Annotated in this window: 16 protein-coding genes; 6 read left to right on the plus strand and 10 right to left on the minus strand. The window is 67.2% G+C overall.

The genetic code is table 11. The features are described from left to right. Positions 1-4 precede the first annotated feature (4 nt). From CAER_RS0106955 to CAER_RS0106965, 3 genes are read right to left on the minus strand one after another with little or no spacing between them, the layout of a single operon-like run. The gene (locus CAER_RS0106955) at positions 5-901 is read right to left on the minus strand and encodes a carbohydrate ABC transporter permease (protein ID WP_027234669.1); all 897 of its coding nucleotides are present in this window, start codon (positions 899-901) and stop codon (positions 5-7) included. Then, positions 894-1,766 (minus strand): carbohydrate ABC transporter permease, encoded by an 873-nt coding sequence (locus CAER_RS0106960; protein ID WP_027234670.1) that lies wholly within the window; start codon positions 1,764-1,766, stop codon positions 894-896. Before CAER_RS0106960 ends, CAER_RS0106955 begins: the two co-directional genes overlap by 8 nt. 59 nt (positions 1,767-1,825) lie before the next feature. Then, positions 1,826-3,070, minus strand: a complete 1,245-nt coding sequence (locus CAER_RS0106965) for an ABC transporter substrate-binding protein (RefSeq protein ID WP_027234671.1) — start codon at positions 3,068-3,070, stop codon at positions 1,826-1,828. Positions 3,071-3,287: 217 nt separating this feature from the next. Between CAER_RS0106965 and CAER_RS0106970 the strand changes: the two genes are divergently transcribed. The 4 genes from CAER_RS0106970 (at position 3,288) to CAER_RS0106985 (ending at position 7,286) form a co-directional block, all read left to right on the plus strand. Continuing rightward, entirely contained in the window at positions 3,288-4,022 is a 735-nt protein-coding gene (locus CAER_RS0106970; RefSeq protein WP_027234672.1) for a response regulator transcription factor, read from the plus strand. A gap of 5 nt (positions 4,023-4,027) precedes the next feature. Next, positions 4,028-5,470, plus strand: a complete 1,443-nt coding sequence (locus CAER_RS0106975) for a sensor histidine kinase (protein ID WP_027234673.1) — start codon at positions 4,028-4,030, stop codon at positions 5,468-5,470. Positions 5,471-5,592: 122 nt separating this feature from the next. After that, positions 5,593-6,438, plus strand: coding sequence for a universal stress protein (locus CAER_RS0106980; RefSeq protein WP_027234674.1), 846 nt, complete (start codon positions 5,593-5,595; stop codon positions 6,436-6,438). 35 nt (positions 6,439-6,473) lie between these two features. Continuing rightward, a complete protein-coding gene (locus CAER_RS0106985) occupies positions 6,474-7,286 on the plus strand; it encodes a formate/nitrite transporter family protein (protein WP_027234675.1) in 813 nt (270 codons plus the stop codon). Between the two features lie 7 nt (positions 7,287-7,293). Here the strand turns inward: CAER_RS0106985 and CAER_RS0106990 are convergent, their stop codons facing one another. The 6 genes from CAER_RS0106990 to CAER_RS0107015 all read right to left on the minus strand — a co-directional run bounded on the left by CAER_RS0106990 (position 7,294) and on the right by CAER_RS0107015 (position 14,142). Further along, on the minus strand, positions 7,294-7,872 hold the full coding sequence (locus CAER_RS0106990) for an NAD(P)H-dependent oxidoreductase (protein WP_027234676.1): 579 nt from the start codon (positions 7,870-7,872) through the stop codon (positions 7,294-7,296). Next, positions 7,869-9,020 (minus strand): site-2 protease family protein, encoded by a 1,152-nt coding sequence (locus CAER_RS0106995; RefSeq protein WP_027234677.1) that lies wholly within the window; start codon positions 9,018-9,020, stop codon positions 7,869-7,871. The genes CAER_RS0106990 and CAER_RS0106995 overlap by 4 nt, the downstream gene beginning before the upstream one ends. 61 nt (positions 9,021-9,081) lie before the next feature. Then, positions 9,082-9,795 (minus strand): VIT1/CCC1 transporter family protein, encoded by a 714-nt coding sequence (locus CAER_RS0107000; RefSeq protein WP_027234678.1) that lies wholly within the window; start codon positions 9,793-9,795, stop codon positions 9,082-9,084. 72 nt (positions 9,796-9,867) lie between these two features. Beyond that, entirely contained in the window at positions 9,868-11,070 is a 1,203-nt protein-coding gene (locus tag CAER_RS0107005) for an efflux RND transporter periplasmic adaptor subunit (RefSeq protein ID WP_027234679.1), read from the minus strand. A gap of 3 nt (positions 11,071-11,073) precedes the next feature. Next, complete coding sequence (locus CAER_RS0107010) at positions 11,074-13,431, minus strand: ABC transporter permease (protein WP_027234680.1); 2,358 nt, start codon at positions 13,429-13,431, stop codon at positions 11,074-11,076. A gap of 3 nt (positions 13,432-13,434) precedes the next feature. Continuing rightward, positions 13,435-14,142, minus strand: coding sequence for an ABC transporter ATP-binding protein (locus tag CAER_RS0107015; RefSeq protein WP_027234681.1), 708 nt, complete (start codon positions 14,140-14,142; stop codon positions 13,435-13,437). 142 nt (positions 14,143-14,284) lie between these two features. Here CAER_RS0107015 and CAER_RS0107020 point away from each other — a divergent pair, with 142 nt between their 5' ends. Both CAER_RS0107020 and CAER_RS0107025 read left to right on the plus strand, forming a co-directional pair. Further along, positions 14,285-14,827, plus strand: coding sequence for a MarR family winged helix-turn-helix transcriptional regulator (locus tag CAER_RS0107020; RefSeq protein WP_027234682.1), 543 nt, complete (start codon positions 14,285-14,287; stop codon positions 14,825-14,827). Continuing rightward, positions 14,824-15,519 (plus strand): MOSC domain-containing protein, encoded by a 696-nt coding sequence (locus CAER_RS0107025; RefSeq protein WP_027234683.1) that lies wholly within the window; start codon positions 14,824-14,826, stop codon positions 15,517-15,519. Before CAER_RS0107020 ends, CAER_RS0107025 begins: the two co-directional genes overlap by 4 nt. Positions 15,520-15,564: 45 nt before the next feature. Here CAER_RS0107025 and CAER_RS0107030 read toward each other — a convergent pair whose 3' ends face one another. After that, on the minus strand, positions 15,565-16,938 hold the full coding sequence (locus CAER_RS0107030) for an aspartate aminotransferase family protein (RefSeq protein WP_027234684.1): 1,374 nt from the start codon (positions 16,936-16,938) through the stop codon (positions 15,565-15,567). Positions 16,939-16,948: the final 10 nt, after the last annotated feature.

A 16,948-nucleotide genomic window follows, 5' to 3' on the forward strand; every position in this document is an offset into this window, starting at 1 on the left:
GAGTTTACCCTTTCACAGATCCAGCGGTCAGGCCGCGGATGAAGTATTTGCCGGCGACGGCATAGACCAGCAGTGTTGGCAGCGCGGCGATGATCGCGGCGGCCATATCGACGTTGTATTCCTTCACGCCGGTGGTCGAGTTGACGATGTTGTTCAGTGCCACGGTCACCGGCTGGGTGCCCGCCTGGCTGAAGGAGACGCCGAACAGGAAGTCGTTCCAGATCTGGGTGAACTGCCAGATGACGGTGACAACGATGATCGGCAGCGACAGCGGCAGGAAGATCGACCAGAAGATGCGGAAGAACCCCGCGCCGTCCACCTTGGCCGCCTTCACCAGATCCTGCGGGATGGTGACATAGAAGTTGCGGAAGAACAGCGTGGTGAAGCCGATGCCATAGATCACATGCACAAAGATCAGCCCCGGAATGCTGCCCGCCAGCCCCATCAGCCCCAGCATCCGCGCCATCGGCAGCAGCACCACCTGGAACGGTATGAAGCAGCCGAACAGCATCAGCGAGAAGATCAGGTTGGCGCCGCGGAACCGCCATTGCGCGATGACATAGCCATTGGCCGCGCCCAGCATGGTGGAGATTGCCACCGCCGGCACCGCGATCACCACGGAGTTCCAGAAGAACGGGCGCAGGCCCTCGCATTGGATGCCGGTGCAGGCCTCCGACCAGGCGGTGCGCCAGGCGTCGAATGTGACCTCGCGCGGGAAGGCGATCAGGCTGCCGGTGCGGATTTCCTCCAGGCTTTTCAGCGAGGTGGTGATCATCACAAAGAGCGGCATCAGGTAGAACAGGGCAAACAGGCCCAGCAGGGAGAACAGGAGCCAGCGCAAGCCGATGCGGCTCCAGTTGCGGGTCGCGGGGCGGGCGGGGTCCAGGGTCAGATCAGTCATGTTTGGCCCTCAGCTCGGAGTAGAGGTAGGGAACGATGATCGCAAAGACGACACCCATCATCACCATGGCAGAGCTGGCCGCCTGGCCGATGTCGCCGCGGGAAAACGCCATCGTGTACATGTAGGTGGCGGGCAGATCGGTGGCATAGCCGGGGCCGCCGCCAGTGAGGGCAATCACCAGGTCGAAGCTCTTGATCGCCAGATGCGCCAGCACGATAAAGGCAGACAGGAAGATCGGCGCCATCGAGGGGATAATGATCGCGGTATAGATCCGCCAGGCGGGGATACCATCGACCTGCGCGGCCTTGATGATCTCGCCATCGACACCGCGCAAACCAGCCAGGAACAGCGCCATCACAAAACCGGACGCCTGCCAGACACCGGCGATCACCACCGCATAGATCGCCTTATCCGGGTTGATTACCCAGTCGAAGGTGAAGCTTTCAAACCCCCAGCCGCGGACCATGGCCTCAATGCCCAGTCCGGGGTTCATGATCCACTTCCACGCGGTGCCGGTAACGATCAGCGACAGCGCCATCGGATACAGGTAAATGGTGCGCAGCACGCCCTCGGTGCGGATCTTCTGGTCCAGCAGGATCGCCAGCATCAGGCCGAGGACCATCGAGATCACGATAAACAGGGTGCCGAACACGAACAGGTTCGACATCGCCGTGTCCCAGCGCGGCGCGTTGAACAGGCGCTCATACTGGATGAAGCCTTCGATCTCGTATTTCGGCAGCAGGCGGGAGCGGGTCAGCGACACCCAAGCAGTCCAGATGATGAATCCGTAGACGAACACCAGCACCGCGGCGAAGGACGGTGCCAGCACCATCTTCGGAATATGACGTTCAAGCCATCCAGTCATTGTAACGGGCCTTGAATAGGTGGCCCCGCATCCCGGAGGACGCGAGGCCCGGGGGAGGTTCACATGGAGTTGGCGACGGCGTCGGCCAGCATCTGCACAGCCTCATCCGAGGACATGTCAGAGTTGAAATGCGCCGTCACCGCATCGGTAATGGCGCCCGACTGCGCGCCGCGCAGGGCCATGCCGTGGGCATAGCTGGGCAACAGCGAGCCGCCCTCGGCGCTTTCGCCCATGTCCTTGGCCGACAGATGCGCGCAGGTGTCAAACGCATCCAGTTTCACATCCACCCGCGCCGGGATGGAGCCCTTGTTGAGGTTGAACACCTCCTGGAACTTCGGCCCGACGATCAGCTTGGCCAGCAGATCCTGCCCGGCCTGCTTGTCCTCGCCGTCCACCTCGAACATGGCGAAGCTGTCGACGTTATAGAGGAACCCGTCGCCCGGCACCGAGGCACACAGGAAGTCCTTGCCCGGCTCCTTGCCCGCGGCCAGAAACTCGCCCTTGGCCCAGTCGCCCATGATCTGGAACGCGGCCTCGCCGTTCATCACCATGGCGGTGGCCAGATTCCAGTCGCGGCCCGGGAAGTTGGCATCCACATAGCCGCGCATCTTGCGCATCTGGTCAAAGACCGCGATCATCTTGTCCGACTTCAGCGTCTCCATATCCAATTCGACAAACGCCTTACGGAAATCTTCCGGCCCCAGAATGCCCAGGGCCACCGCCTCGAACACGGTGGCGTCCTGCCAGGCCTGGCCGCCATGCGCCAGCGGGGTGACACCCGCCGCCAGCAGCTTGTCGGCAGCAGCGTTGAACTCCTCCCACGTCTGGGGCATGTCGATACCGCTGGCCTCCAAGAGCGCGGCATTGGCCCAGATCCAGTCGACCCGGTGCACGTTCACGGGTGCGGCGCACCACTTGCCCTCGCATTTCATATGGTCGGCAATCGACTCCGGCAGCACATCCGCCCAGCCCTCCGCCTCCGCGACAGAGGAGATATCGGCCAGCACGCCCTCCTCATACCATTCCTGAATGGCGGGGCCTTTCAGCTGCACCGCGGTCGGCGCGTTTCCGGACAGCACGCGGGCGCGCAGCGCGGTCATCGCGGCATCGCCGCCGCCGCCCGCCACCGGCATATCGGTCCAGGTGCCGCCGTTGTCGGCAAATTCCTGTTGCAGCACGGCGGCCGATTTGGCCTCGCCGCCGGATGTCCACCAATGCAGAACTTCGGCCTGGGGTTCGGCCAATGCCGGGGCCGCACAGGCCAGCGCCACGGCCGGTACGGCCGCAAAAGCGGTGAATTTCATCGCTTAGTCCTCCCTTATATGACGGCCGCTCCCCGCAGCCTTCCCCATCAGCTTGCCTAATCGCCGGGCCGGTTATCAATCGCGCATCGCCGCCCGGCGCCCGCCGCCAAGCAGATTTCCGGCCAAGCTGTTACCTGTTGTTACGCAGCAATTGATTTTGTTGCATGGTGTTACAAACACAGGGCCGTCAAGGCCGTCTTGGGGAGGACACGGACGAATGGCGATTCCGCGGCTGCTGGTGGTGGATGACGATACTGAGACGCGCATGATGCTGACCCAGTATCTGCGCCAGAACGGCTTTATCGCCCTGCCCTGCGCCAGCGAGGCGGAGATCCGCGCCCAGATCGGCGCGGGGCGGATCGACCTGATCCTGCTGGATGTGATGCTGGGCGACGAGAACGGGGTGGAGATCTGCACCCGGCTGCGCAGCGAACAGGATGTCCCGATCATTCTGGTGTCAGCGCTGTCGGCTGACCACCAGCGGATGGCGGGTTATGAATCCGGCGCCGATGACTATATCGCCAAACCGTTCAATCCCGACCTGCTGCTGGCCCGCGTCCGTGCAGTGCTGCAGCGGGCGCACCGGTCCTCCTCGCTGATCTACCGGCGCAGCGTGGCGACCTTCCGCTTTGCCGGCTGGACCTATGACGCCAAGCGGGATGAGGTGATCTCGCCCGCCGGGGTTCAGGTGGCGCTGTCGCGGCGCGAGACAGGGCTGCTCAAGGTGTTCCTGGCCAATCCGCATATCCCGCTCACGCGCGAGGAGATCGCCGCGGCCCTGGACGTGACCGGCGAGGGCGGAACGGAGGAGGGTTCGGGCCGCGCCATCGACGTGCTGGTGGGCCGCCTGCGCTCCAAGATCGAAGCCACCCCCAAGGATCCGCGGCTGCTGCGCACCGAGCGCGGCACCGGGTATGTCCTGGCGGTGGATGTTGAGACCGGCGGGGACTGACGCGGGTGGCACTGCGTCTCAGAACCCTTGGCCTGATCCTGCTGCCGCTGGCCTTTGCCGCCGGGCTGGGGGCCGCCTGGGCCTGGTTCCACTCCGGTGCCAGCTGGCAGACGCATCTGACCCGCAGCACCATTGCAGGCATCACCCTGGACGGCACCCTGCGCCGCGGCACCGCGCCGCCCGCCGGGGTGGCGGTCGCGCCGGTGGCTGCGGCGCAGGCGGCGTTTCTGACCTCAGGCGATTACCTGCGGCTGGAAGGCATCCCAAAACCCGCCTTTTTCACCAATGTCTCGATACTGGACAGCGGCCCCGATCCCCTGTCGGGGGAAGTTCTGGCGCTGGTCATCGCCTCCCCCGACCTGCGCTACCCGGTGGCAGAGCTGGCACCGGCGGGCGGGGCTTCTGCGGCTGAGAAGCTGGGCGCCGTCACCCGGCTGCTGGCAACCTATTGCAGCGAGCCGGTGATCTTTGCCCGCGCAGGTTACGGCCCGTGGCAGCGGGTGGAGGGCACGGCGGTCTGGGGCTGCACCGCCGCCCCCCGCGACCTGCGTCTGCCCGCGGTGCTGCTGTCACTGCTGGCCTTGGCGGTGCTGGCAACGCTGGTCATGGACACCTCGGCCCATTTCGGCCGCTTTGCCCGCGCCCTCCACGGCCGCCGCCGCCTCGGCGGGCCGGATGCCTATGCCGTGCAAGGCCCCGCCGAGCTGCAGGAGATCGTGACAGCCGTGAACAGCTACCTGGAGACCGAGCGCAGCCAGCTCGCCAGCCGGGCTGCGGTGCTGTCCGGCGTCAGCCACGACCTCGGCACCCCCGCCACCCGCCTGCGGCTGCGCGCGGCGCTGATCCAGGACGCGGAGCTGCGGCAGAAGTTCGAAACCGACCTCGACGCCATGACCGGAATGATCGAAAGCGTGCTGACCTACACGCGGGCAGAGATGAGCGCCGAAACCCCGCGCCGCCTCTCCCTCACCTCGCTGGTGGAGGCGGTTGCCGCCGACTACCAGGACCTCGGCAAACCGGTGGAACTGCTGCGCCCCACGCCGCAGCTGGCGGCAGGCGGCCGGTCTGTGTTTACCTCTGCGCCCGGCCACAGTGCGATTCCGCAGGATCAGCCGATGCTGGCGGTGGCGCGCCCGCTGTCGCTGCAGCGGGCGGTGTCGAACCTGATCGACAACGCGCTGAAATACGGCCGCCGCGCCTCTGTCGGCCTCAGCGCCACCGCTGAGCACGCGATAATCGCCATCGAAGACGAAGGCTCCGGCATGTCCGCTGCGGAAATCTCCGCCGTGATTGCCCCGTTCCGGCGCGGGGACAATACCAGGGCCATCGACGGCTTCGGACTGGGGCTGACGATCGTCGCCACGGTGGCAGAACAGCACGGCGGCCGGCTCTACTTCGAGGACGGCCGCCGCGGCCTGCGCGCCTGCCTCGAGATCTGCCGCAACTGACCGCCCGCTGCCGCCGTGCCGGACTGCATTGATCCGGATCATGGCAGCAGCCGCAGGGGCTGGTTTAATAGCTGAAGCGGCACACGTGGCGTCTGCCGCGCAGACCGGGGAGGAGGCCCGCCATGCAGCGCAGAACGTTGCTCTTCGCAATCAGCGGCAGCACCAGCGATACCGCCATCACAGCCGCCGCCGAGGCCGCCCGCGAACAGCAGGCGCATCTGGCCTGCCTGCTGCTCAAGACCCTGCCCGGAATGCCCTATTTCGCCTATGGCGCCTCTGCCTATGGCGCGATGGCGGTGCCGGATGAATGGCTGGAAACCCTGCAAAGCTGCCGGACCGCCCAAACCGCCCGCGCGGCAGAGGTGGAGGCACTGCTGTCCCGCTGCAACGCCGCGGGCGACGTGCAATATGCCACCGCCAGCGACGCGGACATCCGGCTGCTGGCCGCCCGCCGGGCACTGACCTGCGACATTGCCGAGGCGGCCGGCGGCCTGCGCGAGGATCCGGAGGTGTTCCGCGATGCGGTGCACGGCATCCTGTTCGGCGCGCCCGTGCCGCTGATGGTGAACGGCAGCCCCTTGGCGCCCCGCAAACGGGTGTTCCTGGCCTGGAACAGCAGCCTGTCCGCGGCCCGCGCGGCCCATGCCGCCCTGCCCTATTTCAAGGCGGCGCAGGAAGTGGTGATCGGCTGCTTCGACCCGGACATGAGCGACGCGCGCGACGGCGAGGACCCCGGCGCGGACATGGCCGCCTGGCTCAGCCACCACGGCTGCACCGTCACCCTGTCGCAGTTTCCCTGCGGCGGCCATGACACCGGCACTGCCATCCAGGACCGCGCCCGCGAGGCCGGGGCGGAGCTGGTGGTGATGGGCGCCTATGGCCACTCCCGCCTGCGCGAAGCGGTGTTCGGCGGCACCACCCGCAGCCTGCTGGAGCAGACCGCGCTGCCGGTCCTGTTTGCCCATTGACCCGCACCCGCCGCCCAGCCGCAAGGGAGCAGCCGATGACAGACCCCGTCCCGTTCAATGCCTACAAACCCGCTGAAATCGCCGCGCTGGTGGAAACCGCGGGAGTCGCCAAGGCGCGGCTGCCGCTGCCGCAGATGTTTGTGCTGGCGATGCTGGCGGGCGCCTTCATCGGCTTCGGCGCGGCCGCCTATACCACCGCGATGACCGGCGCGGACACAGCCTCGGGCCCGGTGCGGGTGCTGGGCGGCGCGGTGTTCTCGCTGGGTCTTATTCTGGTGGTGGTGGGCGGGGCCGAGCTGTTCACCGGCAACGTGCTGATGGTGATCGCCGCGGTGGACCGCAAGATCCGCCTCAGGCGGCTGTGGCGCAGCTGGGCCATCGTCTATGCCGGCAACCTTGCAGGCGCCGCCGGGCTGGCTGCCGCCTTTGCCTTCACCGGCCTGCTGGAGGGCCCGGCGGGCGCCACCGCCGCCCGCATCGCCGAGGCCAAGGCCGCCCTCTCCCCGGTGGAGGCCTTGATGCGCGGCGCCCTGTGCAACGGGCTGGTGTGCCTGGCGGTCTGGCTTTCCTTCGCGGCCCGCACAGCGGCGGGCAAGATCCTGGCGGTGCTCTGGCCGATCACCGCCTTTGTGCTCCTGGGGCTGGAGCATTCGGTGGCCAATATGTACTTCTTTCCGCAGGGCTGGGCTGCCGGTGCCGCAGTTTCCGTCAATGCCGCTGCCGCCAATCTGTTCTGGGTCACGCTGGGCAATATCGCGGGCGGCGCCGGCGGGGTCGCCTTTGCCTATTGGTTCGCCTATCTGGGTCGCACCGCCCCGGCGGCCGGCAAAGCGCAGCGCAAACGGTGACGCCCGCTCAGCGGGCCGCGGCCCCGTCGCTTGCGGCCTCCGCCAGATAGGCCAAACGCCGTTCCGACCGCTTGTCCTCGACCATGCCGCAGACCGTCCAGCGGACCGGCCTGATGCCGCAGAACTTCAGGATGTTGCGTTCGAAACTGCGCAGCGAATGGGCAAAGTAGAACCAGCGGTAGAAAAATGCAGGCATCCCCATGGTCACGATGATCCGCGCGCTCTTCCCCTTCAGCTTGGGGTGCCAGCTCTTTTCGCCGACAGTAAAGGCGAACTGCTCGCGGAGCACCTGTTCCAGCCAGGCCTTCAGCAGCGCGGGCATGGTGCCCAGCCACAGCGGATAGACAAACACCAGATGATCCGCCGCCGCCACCGCCTGCTGGGCGCAGGCAACATACTCCGGCAGCTCTTCCGCTTGCCATTCCGCGCGGCTGCGCAGGCAAGTGACGCCGCTGGCGGCCACCTCGATGACCTCCACCTCATGGCCCGCGTCCCTGGCGCCCTTGGCATAGCTTTGCGCCAGCGCGTGGCAGAAATGCGCCTGGCTGTTGTCCGGATGGCCCTGGATGATCAGTATCCGCGTCATGCGCTCTCCCCCTTGCCGCCCATCCGCCGCACCTCCTGCAGCAGGGCTATGTATCCGGTCAGGTCCGTCAGGGTGATCACCCCCAGCAGGCGGCCCTTGTCCGTGACCAGGAACTTGCGCCGCCCGGTCTCCGAGATCTTCCGCATCAGCGCATCGGCCTGCATGTCCGGCGCGACCGAATTGCTGCCGTCCGGCGGCTGATAGACGTCATCCACCGGGGTCTGCGCCCACCGCTCCTGCGGCACCCGCGCCAGATCCTGCGTATCGGTGCAGCCCAGCAGAACGCCCTGCTGCACCACCGGCACAAAGCTCTTGCGCTCGGGCAGCAGCACCTGGTGCGCCAGCGCCTGCAGGCTGATGTCCGGGCTGACGGTCACCGGATCGCGGGTCATCAGGTCGGCCGCCGTCTTGCCCTTGAAAGCGGCGGTTTGCAGCTGATGGGCATAGGTGCCCTTGGCCGCCGACAGGACAAACACACCGATCAGCACCTGCCACAGCGCCGCCACCGGATTGCCGGAAAACAGGCCCAGCAGCCCATAGAGTATAAGCGCATAGGCAAAATAGCTGCTGATGCGGGTGGCGGTCCGGGTGGCCGCCAGCAGGTCACGGTTGCGGCTCCACAGCCAGGCCCGCAGGATGCGGCCGCCATCCAGCGGAAAGGCCGGCACCAGGTTGAACACCGCCAGCACCAGATTGATCAGCGCCAGATAGCCCAGCACGGGGTTCAGCGCCCCGCCCGGCGCCAGCGTCCAGCCGATCTGCGCCAGCAGCCAGAAGCCAAAGGCCAGCGCAAAGCTCATCAGCGGCCCGGCGATGGCAATCCAGAATTCGCTCACGGCAGTCTTGGGTTCCGAGCCCAGCTCCGCCACGCCGCCGAAGATGAACAGGGTGATCCCCTTGATCTCCACCCCGAAACGCCGCGCCACCACGGAATGCGACATCTCGTGCAGGATCAGCGAGGCAAAGAACCCCAGCATCGCCAGAACCGCAAGCGCCAGGTAAACCGCCTGCCCTGCCCCCGGATAGGACATCGGAAAGTACTGGGAGGCCAGGCTCCAGGTGATCAGCGCCGCGATCAGCAGCCAGCTGGGGTCAACCTTGATGTCAAACCCCTGCAGCCGCGCGATCCTGACTGCGTTTGAGAACATGAAACTCCCCCCTCCTGCCGCAATATATAGCGCCGCCGCGCCGATGCCCGTTTGATCCGGCTCAGCCCCGGAACAGGCTGCCCGCCCCATAGGCCAGCGCCGCCGCGCAGGAGCCGATCAGCAATGTTTCCAGCCCCGAAACCCACCAGGGCGACAGCGACCAAATGCTTTTGCTGGCCCCGATGGCAAAGAACACCAGCCCGGTCGCCACCGAGGCCAGCAGGAACGGATCCGGCAGCCCCAGGATGAACGGCAGCAGCGGCACGATCCCGGCCAGCATGAAAGCAAGGAACGTGGTCAGCGCCGCCGCCACCGGATTGGGCTCCGCAGGCCCCAGCCCGTATTCGCTGGCCAGCATCAGCGAAATCCACTTCTCGGGCTTGGCCGCCACCGCCTTCACCGCGCCCTCCAGCACCTCGCCGCTCAGGCCCAGCTGCTCAAGGATCTGGCGCAGCTCCTCGCGCTCGCCCTCGGGAAACTGGCGGATATGGCGCTGCTCCACCCGGTACAGCCGCCGCCGGTCATCCAGATCCGCCTTGGTCCCCAGGTAATTGGCAGCGGCCATGGAAAACCCGTCGGCCAGCACATTGGCAATTCCCAGCGCGATGATCACGGACGAGGAAAACCCCGCCCCCTCGACGCCCGCCGCAATGGCAAAGGTCGTCACCGCGCCGTCGATGCCGCCGTAAACCGCATCCCGCAGCCGCCCCTCCTCCCTGCTGCCTTGCAGGCGGCGGGCGATCTCTTCCCTGCTGTGCCCGTGTTCCGCTTTCATGGCCCCATGATCCGCCAAGCGGCCCCCCGCCGCCTTGAGCGAGGTCAAGCCACCCGCCTCAGCGCTTCGCCCTCAGCGCTCGGTGATCAGCACCCCGTCCGCGACCGCCTCGCCGGGATGCAGGATCACCCGCTCGCCCGGCTCCAGCCCCTCCAGAACCTGCGCCACCTGGCCGTTGCGCCGCCCCAGCGTCAGCGGGCGCACCGCGGCCCGCCCGTCCGCCGCCACAAAGGCCGCCCAGCCGCCGCCGTCACGGAACAGCGCGCTGACCGGGATCCGCAGCACTTCCTCCGCCTCCCATTCGATGATGCGGGCAAAGACCGAGAACCCCTCGCCCAGGCTGGTGCGCTGCTCCTTCGGCGTCACCAGATCAAAGAACACATCCACCCGCTGCTCCTCGATCCCCAGCGCCGAGACCTTGGTGCGCGCCACCGGCTCGATCCGGTTCAGCACCGCCTCCAGCGGCGTTGCGCCGCCCCAGCGCTCGATGCTGGCACGGGCGCCCGGCGCCAGCCGCACCGCGTCTGAGGACAAGAGATCGGCCACCAGCTCCAGATCCTGCGGATCGCCGATGGTGACCAGCAGGTCCCCCGGCAGCACCGGACGCTCGCTGATGGTGACCACCGACAGCACCACCCCGTCAGCGGGCGCATGTATGCGGATGCAGCAGCTGTCCGGCACCTCCGTGCCCGCTTCGGGCAGGATCAGTGCCGCCTCCGCCCGTGCCAGGGTGCTTTGCGACATGTCCACCCGGGCGCTGGCCGCCTCTTCCCCGGCGATGGCCACCGCCAGCCGCTGGGTGGCGTCCTCCAGCCGCGTCAGCGAGGCGACATTGCGCTCCGCCAGCGCCTTCACCCGGTCATACTGGCTTTGAGCCAGGATGCGGTCCTCGACGGCCTTCTGCAGATCGGCGCGCGCCACATGCAGCGCCGCCTGCGCCTCCTGCAAGGTCGCCTGCGCTTGCGCCCGGGTGCGCGCATCCAGCAGATGCGGCCGGGCAGGCTCGACAATGGCGACAAGGGTTTCGCCCGCTGTCACCCGGTCCCCCGCCCGCACCGGCGCGCGGCGCGCAGTGCCCGCAATCGGCGCCGCCACCTCGAACAGGTCGCGGACCCGCGTCTCCCCATCGGCATCAATGGTGATTTCCATCCGGCCGCGCGTCACCTCATGCAGGTCCACCGCGGCCGGCTCCTCCCGCAGCGCCACATACAGCAGCGCCGCCAGCACACCGCCGCCGGTCACGTACAAAAGCAGGCTGCGCAGGTTCGGAATCATCTCTCACTCCCTGGTCTTCATCACCGCCACAAGGTCCATCCGGTCCAGCCGCCGCCGCACGATCAGCACCGAGCACAGCGCCGCCGCCAGCACGATCAGGCTGGCGCTGGCAAAGGCCGCAGGCTCCAGCACCAGCGGTATGGTGTAAACGTCGCTGGAAAAGTTCTCCACCGCCAGCCGCGCGATCGCCGCACCGATCAGCCAGCCCGGCGGCTGCGCCAAGAGCGCCAGCAGCATCATCTCCCCCGCCAGGATGAAAGAGACCTCGCGGCGCGAAAATCCCAGGATGCGCAGGCTGGCCAGCTCGCGGGCGCGCTCCGACAGCTGGATGCGGGCGCCGTTGTAGGCAACCCCGATGGTGATCAGCACCGCAATGGTGATGTAGACCGTGTTCATCACGATCACCTGCTGCGCGATGACCTCCCGGAACGACCGGCGCATGTCGGTCATCACCGGCACCCCGGCCACTGCCGGCAGCGCCTTGAGCCGGGTGAACAGCTCGTCCTGGCGGCTGGTGTCGATGGCAATGCTGGCGGCGGAATACTGCGGCGCCTGCCGGAACAGCGCATTCAGACTGGCATGATCCATATAGGCGCCCAGCCCGAAATACTGCTTGACCGTGCCGGTCACCGGCAACTGCCGGGTTTCGCGCCGCCCGCTGGTGAACTGCACCTCCACCAGCGTTCCCGGCATCGCGCCCAGCTGCTCCGCCAGCCGCTCGCTCAGCAGGATCCCGCCGGGGCCCGCATTGGCGACGCTGCCGTCGCTGGCCACCACCCGGCTCAGATCCGGATCCGGCACCCGCGCCTCGATGGTGACCCGCTTCATCCGTGCCCCGTGCCGCAGAATGGCCGCCGCATACTGCTGCCCTTCCGCCTGCAGGACACCGGGCAACGCCCGGATCTCCTCCAGCACGCTTTCCGGCTGATCCTCGGTGAACATCACCACCGCATCCTGTCGGTTGCTCTGGTAAAACGCGGTGTCCATGATCTCGTCCAGCGCATCCGCAAAGAACGACGACGCCACCACCGAGGCGACCGCCAGCGCCAGCCCCAGCCCGGTCATCGCGCTGCGCAAGGGCCAGCGCAGCAGACTGCGCAGGATCATGATGGCAGGCTGCGACAGCCGCAGGCCCCGCATCACGCGGTCTGCCGCCGAATGCTTGAACCGCGGCGGCGCGGGCGGCTGCATCGCCACCGCCGGCGCCAGCCGCGCCGCCCGCAGCGCGGCGCGCGCCGCGCCGGCGGTGGTGGTCAGCAGCGCCGCCAGCGCCGACAGCGCATAGGCCCAGCCCGACACCCGGTAGATCAGGAAGGGAAAGTCGAAGAACCGGGCATACTGGCGCGCCAGCAGCTGCGCCAGCCAAGTGCCCGCCGCCCAGCCGATCGCAATCCCCGCCAGGGCCACCAGCGCCGCCAGCATCAGGTAATGCAGGCAGACCTCCGCATCGGAATAGCCCACCGCCTTCAGCAGGCCGATCTCGCTGCGCTCCAGCGCCACGATCCTCCCCATCACCATGCTGACCAGAAACGCCGAGATGCCAAAGAAGATCGGCGGCAGCACCATCGCGGTGCCCTTCATCTGGCTGATCTCCGCATCGACAATCGCGTGCGAGCCATGCTGCGCCCGTCCCACGGCCCCCTGCCCGCCATAGGGTTCCAGCAGCTGATCCAGCTGCGCGATCACCTCTTCCTCCTGCACACCGCGTGCGGTCTTCAGCGTCAGGTCATTGAAGGCGCCCGCCATGTCATAGGCCGCCTCCGCCTCCTCCCGCCGCATCCAGATGATGCCAAAGGACAGGTTGTCAGGCATCAGCGCGCCGGGGCCCAGCGTATAGATGAACTCCGGCGACAGCGCGGTGCCGGTCACCGTCAGCCGCCTCTGCTGGCCGTTGAGATTTGCCAGGAAATGATCCCCTGGCCCCAGCCCGTTGGCCAGCGCAAAGGGCGCGTTCACCGCAACCTCCCCCGGCAGTTGCGGCCAGTGGCCGCTGCGCAGCACCGGCAGGTTCAGCTGCGGCGGGCCGCTTTCGGGCAGCGACAGGATGCGCCCCACCGCGCCCTTGGCCCGTCCCGGCATGTCGAGGTTGGCATAGCCGCTGACCCGCGCCTCCAGCGCCAGCACCCCCTCCACCGCGGCAATCTCCGGCAGCAGGCTGACCGGCGCGCGGCGCGCCGTGGCAAAGACATCGGCAAAGCGGTTGCGCCCGTAATAGGCCTCCTGCGTGCCCTGCAGCGCCTGGTACATGCCCACCGCCGTCAGCAGGATCGAAACCCCGCAGGCCAGCACCATGGCAATTGCCAGCGCCTGCACCCAGAGCCGTTTGAAATCCCGCAGCAGCTTCCGGTCCAGTGCCTGCATGGCTCACCAGCTGATGTCGGCGGGCGCCAGCCGCTCGGTGTTTTCCTGGATGCGGCTGATCCGCCCGTCCTGAAAGAAGATCACACGGTGGGCGATCTTCTGGATATCGGCGTTATGAGTGATCACCACTGTCGCGGTGCCGAAATCGCGGTTGATCTGGTGCAGCGCCTCCAGCACCTGAATGCCGGTCTTGCTGTCCAGCGCCCCGGTCGGCTCATCGCACAGCAGCACCCCGGGGCGCTTGGCAATGGCGCGGGCAATCGCCACCCGCTGCTGCTCGCCGCCCGACATCTCCGCCGGGAAGTGGTCCATCCGGTGCCCCAGCCCCACCAGCTCCAGCGCCTCGGCGGCGGGCATCGGGTCGCGCGCCACATCGGTCACCAGCTGCACGTTCTCGCGCGCGGTCAGGCTGGGCACCAGATTGTAGAACTGGAAGATGAACCCGACGTGGTCGCGGCGGTAGCGGGTCAGCTCCCGGTCCCGCATCGCCGTCAGCTCCAGATCGCGGAACCAGACCCGGCCGTCCGTCACATGGTCCAAACCGCCCAGAATGTTCAGCAGCGTCGACTTGCCGCTGCCAGAGGGGCCAAGTAGCACCGCCAGCTCGCCGCCGGGCAGCTCCAGATCGACGCCCGCCAGCGCATGCACCTTGGCGCCGCCGGTGTCATAGACCTTGGTCACACCCTTCATGGTAAAGACAGGATCCGCCACAGCCGCCCCCCTTTCGCAGCGATACTGCCACACGCGGCTGCGGACCGGAAATGATCTGCCTCAACCTTTCCGGCAGGCGCCGCCTGTCCGCTCCTGCGCCGGATGGCTTGCGCAATTCATTTCGACTCGCTATCTATTGCGGATGGACCAAACCGCCCGCATCCCCGAGCTGATCAGCCGCCTCGCCCGCCTGGACGCCGGCGAAAGCTGGGCGGCAGAGCTGAACCCGGCGCAGCGGGCCGCGCTGGACTATCTCTCCCGCGCCAACCGGTTTTCCCGCAGCCCCTCGCATGTGGCGGCCTACCTTGGCAGCACCCGCGGCACCGTCTCGCAAACGCTCAAGGCACTGGCGCAAAAAGGGTATGTTGAGGAGGAACGCTCCGACACCGACAAGCGGGTGATCCGCTTTGCCCTGACCGCACAGGGCGCCCAGGCCACCGCCCTGCCCCGCGCCCTGGCAAACGCCGCGGCAGCCCTGCCGCCGGCGGACCGGACCGCGCTGCAGGCGGCGCTGGAGCAGATCCTTGGCCGCATGATCGTGCAAAACGGCGGCCAGCCATTCGGCCTCTGCCGCGCCTGCAAGCATTTCGCGGCGGACGGCCCGGGCGGCTTCTGCCGTCTGCTGGCGGAGCCGCTCTCCCCCGAAGACACGCACAAGATCTGCCACGAACAGGTGCCCGCATGACCGCACTGCCCCCTGCGTCCCGGATCACCGGGCTGTTCCTCGGCTCTGTCGCCGCGCGCTGGCCCGGCCGCCCGCCCTCTGCCATCGCCAAGACCCGCGCGGACGGCCCGCAGCAGATCACGGAACTGGGCTTCACCGGCGACGCCCAGGCCGACCCCCAAAATCACGGCGGCCCGGACAAGGCGATCCATCATTACCCCACGGACCACTACCCGCAATGGGTTGCCGAGGGCCAGATCCCGGCAGGCACCGTCCCCGCCGCCTTTGGCGAAAACATCGCGGCGCTGGGGATGACGGAAACCAATCTCTGCATCGGTGACATTCTGCAGCTGGGCACGGCGGTGGTGCAGATCAGCCAGGGCCGCCAGCCCTGCTGGAAGGTCAGCCAACACACCGGCAACCCCAAGATGGCCTATCTGTTCCAGAAAACCGGCCGCACCGGCTGGTACTACCGGGTGCTGGAGCCGGGCCAGGCGGAGGCCGGCAGCGCCATCACCCTTATCGAACGCCTGCACCCGGGCTGGAGCGTCGAACGCGTCACCCGCCTCCGCCTCAGCCGCAAGGCCACGGCGCAGGAGGCCGCGGCGCTGGCGCAATTGCCCGAACTGGCCGAAGGCTGGCGCCAGGCCTTTGCCCGCATGGCAGAGGGCGACCCGGCAGAGGACACCAGCGCCCGCCTGCTCGGCAGCTGATCCGCGCCCCGGCGCAGGCCGGGACGCAGCAGTGTTGCGGCAGGGTCAGCCCAGCACGGCCTCGACCGCCCGCACGGTGGCCGCAACCACCTGATCTGCCTCGGCCCGCGTCAGGCAGAACGGCGGCGCAAAGCCTAGGATATCGCCCTGCGGCATGGCCCGCGCGATCACCTTGTCCTGCTCCAGCAGCTTGGCCGAGATCTGCGGCCCGATCTTGTCGGCGGCGTCAAAGAAGGTGCGGCTGTCCTTGTCCTTCACGAACTCCACCGCGCACAGCATCCCCTCACCGCGCACATCGCCCACATGGGCATGGCCCGACAGCGCCTCTGCCATGGTGGCATTCAGATAGGCGCCCACTTCACCGGCATTGCTGACAAGGTTCATCTCATCAATCAGCTTGAGGTTCGCCACCCCTGCCGCTGCCCCGATCGGGTGCGCCGAATAGGTCCAGCCGTGGCCGATCGGCCCGTTTTCATCCGTGCCCTGCTCCAGCACCTTCCACACCTTGTCCGAAACAATGGAGCCCGACAGCGGCGCATAGGCCGAGGTGAGGCCCTTGGCGATGGTGATGATATCGGCCTCAATCCCGTAATGGTCCGAGCCGAACATGGAGCCGAGACGCCCGAACCCGGTCACCACCTCATCGGCCACCAGCAGAATGTCATGCTTCTTCAGCACGGCCTGGATCGCTTCCCAATAGCCCGCAGGCGGCGGCACGATGCCGCCAGTGCCCAGCACCGGCTCGCCGATGAAGGCGGCGATGGTGTCCGCGCCCTCACGCTCAATCAGCGCTTCCAGCTCCGCGGCGCAATGGGCCACGAACTGTTCCTCGCTCTGGTCCAGATCGGTGCGGCGGTAGTAATAGGGCGCCTCGGTGTGAATGACCTGCTCCACCGGCAGGTCGAACTTCTTGTGGAACAGCTCCAGCCCCGTCAGCGAGCCGGTGACCAGCCCTGAGCCGTGATAGCCGCGCCAGCGGGAGATAATCTTCTTCTTCTCCGGGCGGCCCAGGATGTTGTTATAATACCAGATCAGCTTGACGTTGGTTTCATTCGCGTCCGAGCCGCCGAGACCGAAATAGACCTTGGACATGTTTTTCGGTGCCCGGTCCAGGATCATCTTGGCCAGCGTGATCGAGGCCTCGGTGCCATGCCCGACATAGGAATGGTAATAGGCCAGCTCCCGCGCCTGATCGGCGATGGCTTCGGCAATCTGCTGGCGGCCATAGCCAACGTTCACGCAGTAGAGTCCGGCAAAGGCATCCAGCAGCTTGTTGCCGTCGCGGTCTTCGATAAACACGCCGGAGGCGGTTTTGATCACCCGGTTCGGGCTTTCACCGCGGGCGTGCTGGGCCAGATGGGTCGAGGGGTGGAAAAAGTTCTCGCGGTCCCATTGGTCAAGCTGGTCGTTCTTCAGCATTGATTATTCC

This window comes from Leisingera caerulea DSM 24564, assembly GCF_000473325.1.
GTDB classification, from domain to species: Bacteria; Pseudomonadota; Alphaproteobacteria; order Rhodobacterales; family Rhodobacteraceae; genus Leisingera; species Leisingera caerulea.